The sequence below is a fragment of the Candidatus Ruminimicrobium bovinum genome, from assembly GCF_902760015.1.
GTDB lineage: Bacteria > Elusimicrobiota > Endomicrobiia > Endomicrobiales > Endomicrobiaceae > Ruminimicrobium > Ruminimicrobium bovinum.
Map to the genome: position 1 here is coordinate 1 of NZ_CACWEU010000236.1, position 4225 is coordinate 4225.

Genomic DNA, 4225 nt, shown 5'->3' on the forward strand with positions numbered 1-4225 from the left:
GGAGGGATTCGAACCCTCGGTACAGGCTTTCACCTGTACACCGGTTTAGCAAACCGGCGCACTAGACCAACTATGCGACCTCTCCATAAAAATTGTCGAAGACAATTTTTGATGTATAGAAGTATGGATGAATGGAAACGAATTAACTACAAAATTTCTCTCTTCACTTCGTTTCGTTCGAAATGACAGATAAGAGTGTTTGCTATGACCTCTTTATTATTTGTCATTGCCGTTTCGTTGTTATCCCTCTATACCTCTATACTTCTTTACCTCAACAAATTGCATAGCAATTTGTTTAATTATATAAATTTTATTTTATCAAAGCAAACATTATTGCTTTTTGTATATGTAACCTGTTTTCTGCCTGGTCAAAAATATTTTTTTCCTGCAAAGCCATAACCTCTTCGGTTATTTCTTGCCCTCTGACTGCAGGCAAACAATGTAAAACAATACAATTTTTATTTGCTTTTTTTAACATATCAACATTAACCTGATACGGTTTAAATTCTTTTTTACGAACATCAGCTTCTTTTTCGTTACCCATTGATGTCCAAACATCCGTATAAATAACATTTGCACCTTTAACATCATTAATATCATTTGAAATTAATATTTGTGCTTTTGTTTTTTTTGCATATTCTGATGCTTTTTGTAATAAATCCTTTTTAGGAAAATATTTTTTAGGCCCGAGCTGTACAAAATTTAACCCGAGCACGGCAGAAATTGCAAGCCAAGAATTAAAAACATTATTTGAGTCACCTGCAAACACTATTTTTAGTTTTTTCAATTCTTTTACCGACTTAATATTAAACTTCTCGATTATCGTCATTAAATCGGCTAAAATTTGACAAGGATGCTCAAAATCGGTCAAAGCATTTATAACAGGTATTGAGCAATACTTTGCAAATTCGGCAACAAATTCATGCTTAAATGCCCTTATAACCAAAGCATTCAAATATCTTGATAAAACTTTTGATGTATCGTAAATCGATTCGCCCCTTTTGGTTTGTAACTTTTGTGTATCCAAAACCAAAGGAACACCGCCTGACTGAACCATTGCAGTTTCAAAAGAAACCATAGTTCTTGTTGACGGTTTTTCAAAAATAAGCCCTATTGTTTTATTTTTTAATTTATCGGAATATTTTGATTTCTTTAATTTTCTTGCGGAAGAAACCAAACCCCATATCTGTTCCACCGATAAATCATAAATTGATAATAAATCTTTTTTTAAATTTTTCATAACTATCTCTTATTCTATTAAAACTGTAAAAACAAGAAGAAGTTTATTTCTTCTTGTTTCAATTATCAACTAATGCTGATAAGCTGAGGATGAAAAACTTCGTTTTTCTTAGCTGAGCAGCTGATAAGTTTAATGTATTTTTCGCTTTACGAAAAATCTTTTATTTATCAAAAATTGCTTCGCAATTTTTACAACAAACTCTTCAGCTTTTCAGTCTTCAGCTTATAAGCTAAAATTTGCAAAGCAAATTTTTAGAATTTTTGGTTATTGTCTATATAAATTCCGGGGCCCATTGTAGAAGACACGGAAATACTTTTTATATACTGTCCTTTCGAAACAGAAGGTTTTGCTTTTTGAATTGCTTCAAGAAGAGCTTTTATATTTTCGGCTATTTTTGTTTCGTCAAAAGAAACTTTACCTACCGCACAATGAATTATTCCGAAAGAATCGTTTTTATATTCTACTCTTCCTTTTTTTAATTCGGTAACCGTTTGACCTACTTCAAATGTAACCGTTCCGGATTTCGGGTTGGGCATTAAACCTTTAGGCCCCAATATTTTTGCAACTTTACTTAAATCTTTCATACAATCAGGTGTTGCAACCAAAACATCAAAATCAAGCCAGCCCTTTGATATTTTTTCAATTATATCAACAGAACCGCTTTCATCGGCACCTGCTTTTTGTGCTTCTGCTTGTTTTTCGCCTTTGGCTATAACAACAACTTTTCTTGTTTTACCGATACCGTTAGGTAAAGATACCGTTCCTCTAACAATTTGATCACTTTTTTTAGGGTCGATACCTAAACGAACATGAACTTCAACCGATTCATCAAATTTAGCTTTTGCAGTTTGTTTTATTAAACTTGCAGCTTCTTTAATTGAATAAAGTTTGCTTGAATCCACCAATTTTGATACTTCGTTTAATCTTTTTGACATTTTATTTCTCCCGTGGTTCAATTGTTGCTTTAACAGCAACTCCCACTTAATATTAAAAATCGCTTCGCGATTTTTTTGCTTAGAAGCTGAGACAGAAAAACTTCGTTCTTCTTGGCTGAGCCGGGAACTTCGTTTCCTCAGCTCTAAACTCTCAACTCTAAACCAAAATAATTTTTGCTTTGCAAAAATTATTTTTTTACTTCAACACCCATACTTCTTGCAGTGCCTTCAACCATCATTTTTGCACCGTCCATATCAATTGCATTTAAGTCGGGCATTTTTTGTTTTGCAATTTCTTCAACTTGTGCTTTTGTAATTGAACCTACTTTATTTTTATTAGGAACACCGGAAGCTTTTGCAATTCCGGCAGCTTTTTTAATTAAAGCAGGAACAGGCGGCATTTTTGTTATAAATGTAAATGATCTGTCTTCATAAACGGTTATAACAACAGGTGTTGCCATACCTTTTTCCATTTTTTTGGTTCTTTCATTGAACTGTTTACAAAAGTCCATTATATTTACACCCTGTTGTCCTAATGCAGGTCCAACCGGTGGTGCAGGATTTGCTGCTCCCGCAGGTATTTGTAATTTAATTTGTGTTTTAACTTTCTTTGGTGGCATTTTAATATCTCCTTAACTACACTTACGGTCTTATCTGAGCGGGATAAACCGTAACTTAATTATATTTATTAACTATTGCTGCCGTAACATACAGCTAGTTTATTTTTTCAACTTGTAAGAAATCCAACTCTACAGGGATAGGTCTGCCGAAAATTGTTATCATAACTTTCAACTTACCTTTTGCCTGATTTATATCTTCAACAACACCGATAAAATGTTTAAACGGACCTTCTGAAATTCTAACACTTTCTTCCTTCTTAAACATAACAGCAGGTCTTGGTTTTGCACTTTCCGGATTAACTATTGTGCTTATCAAATTAGCAACTTCATCTTCACCCATCGGAACAGGTTTTACACCGCCCAAAAAGCCGGTAACACCCGCAGTATTTCTTATAAGCCAATAAGTTTCATTGTTTATTGTCATTTCTATAAAAACATAACCGGGATAAAACTTTTTCTTTCTTATCTGTTTTTTATTATTCTTTACCGAAACAACTTCTTCGGTAGGAACCAAAACCTGAGAAATTAAATTCTTAATTCCCAAATTTTCAACAGTTTTTTCTATACTATGTTTAACCTTATCCTCGTGTCCGGAATAAGTATGAACAACATACCATTGATTAGCCATTTTTTACCCCAATTTTAATATTATACCGAGAATTGTAGAAAGTATCATATCAATAAAACTTACGAATAAAGCAAGTATTATAACAAATACTATAACAACGGCAGTTGTTGCAACTACTTCCTTTTTTCCAAGCCATGTAACCTTCGTCAATTCCCAATAAGCTTCTTTGAAAAATTGAATTGCATTGCTAAAAAAAGACATATTTCACCCTCTAAAAATTATTCCATCCGTTAAAACAAGCGGGGGCAGATGGATTTGAACCACCAAAGCCGGTTTTGGAGACCGGAAGTTTACCGTTAGCCTATGCCCCCAAAGGTTAGTAAACTATTTTGTTTCTTTATGCAAACTGTGTTTACCGCAAGTTCTACAAAATTTTTTAATTTCTAACTTTCCTTCTTGTTTTTTACCTCTTGCAAAATAATAATTCCTATTTTTGCATTCGGTACAAGCCATCGTAATAATTACTCTGTCACCCATTTTCTACTCCTAATAATAAAAATCGCTCTGCGATTTTTGCTGAGAAACTGAGCCGAATACTTCGTATTCTCAGTTGACAGCTGATAAGCTTTCGGTATTTTTTTCGCTTTGCGAAAAATCTATTACTATGTTTTCTTCCTAAAACCTCTCAGCCCTTCAGCTTTTCAGCTTATAAGCTAAATTGCCTTCGGCAATTTTTTATTCAACAATTTTTGTAACAACGCCGGAACCTACTGTCCTTCCGCCTTCTCTTATTGCAAACCTTAATTGTTCATCCATTGCTACCGGCATTATCAATTCCACATCCATCTCTACATTGTCTCCC

At 33.7% G+C, this 4225-nt stretch carries 6 protein-coding genes, 2 tRNA genes and 1 pseudogene; all 9 read right to left on the bottom strand.

What is annotated here, in order from left to right:
- Positions 1-77 (bottom strand) — tRNA-Ser (locus ACMUOV_RS07935).
- Positions 78-310: 233 nt separating this feature from the next.
- Entirely contained in the window at positions 311-1240 is a 930-nt protein-coding gene (gene argF, locus ACMUOV_RS07940; protein ID WP_413854599.1) for an ornithine carbamoyltransferase, read from the bottom strand.
- Between the two features lie 251 nt (positions 1241-1491).
- Complete coding sequence (rplA, locus tag ACMUOV_RS07945; RefSeq protein ID WP_413854600.1) at positions 1492-2175, bottom strand: 50S ribosomal protein L1; 684 nt, start codon at positions 2173-2175, stop codon at positions 1492-1494.
- Positions 2176-2363: 188 nt separating this feature from the next.
- Positions 2364-2795, bottom strand: a complete 432-nt coding sequence (gene rplK / locus ACMUOV_RS07950) for a 50S ribosomal protein L11 (protein ID WP_413854601.1) — start codon at positions 2793-2795, stop codon at positions 2364-2366.
- A 94-nt stretch (positions 2796-2889) separates the two neighbouring features.
- The gene (gene nusG / locus ACMUOV_RS07955) at positions 2890-3423 is read right to left on the bottom strand and encodes a transcription termination/antitermination protein NusG (protein WP_413854602.1); all 534 of its coding nucleotides are present in this window, start codon (positions 3421-3423) and stop codon (positions 2890-2892) included.
- Positions 3424-3426: 3 nt separating this feature from the next.
- Positions 3427-3624, bottom strand: a complete 198-nt coding sequence (gene secE, locus ACMUOV_RS07960; RefSeq protein WP_413854603.1) for a preprotein translocase subunit SecE — start codon at positions 3622-3624, stop codon at positions 3427-3429.
- A 39-nt stretch (positions 3625-3663) separates the two neighbouring features.
- A tRNA-Trp gene (locus ACMUOV_RS07965) sits at positions 3664-3734 on the bottom strand.
- Positions 3735-3747: 13 nt separating this feature from the next.
- Entirely contained in the window at positions 3748-3900 is a 153-nt protein-coding gene (gene rpmG, locus ACMUOV_RS07970) for a 50S ribosomal protein L33 (RefSeq protein ID WP_413854604.1), read from the bottom strand.
- Between the two features lie 198 nt (positions 3901-4098).
- Positions 4099-4225 (bottom strand): annotated as a pseudogene (gene tuf / locus ACMUOV_RS07975) (elongation factor Tu); the annotation flags it as partial.